We start from the raw sequence: 332 nt of genomic DNA on the forward strand, positions 1-332 counted from the left end.
GTCGGGCCGCTACGCGCGCCCGATCTATCCAGGTGTCGGGAGCCTCACCCTCGGCAACGATGCGATCATTGACGATCGAAAGTCGTACTGAATCCGGCGGAGCCAGCGACGCCGTTAGCCGCTTCAGCACGAACTCCGGCTCAAGGCTCTGATAGAATTGCCACTGCGAATGAACGCGGGCGGGATCGACCTCCGTTCCGGACAACAGCGACTGCGGGTCGGCGGCAAGCGGATCTCTCAGGCCGGCAATATAGAATTGGCCATCGCGCACCTTTTGTTCGGCAACGATGATGCCCGGCTGGGTACTCAGCCGCGACACATAGGCCTGCCAG

The 332-nt window shown here is 62.0% G+C and carries 1 pseudogene; it reads right to left on the reverse strand.

Annotation, left to right across the window (positions count from 1 at the left end):
* Positions 1-332 (reverse strand): annotated as a pseudogene (locus ACWUKX_RS31040) (OmpA family protein); the annotation flags it as partial.

Source organism: Mesorhizobium sp. f-mel, from assembly GCF_053850215.1.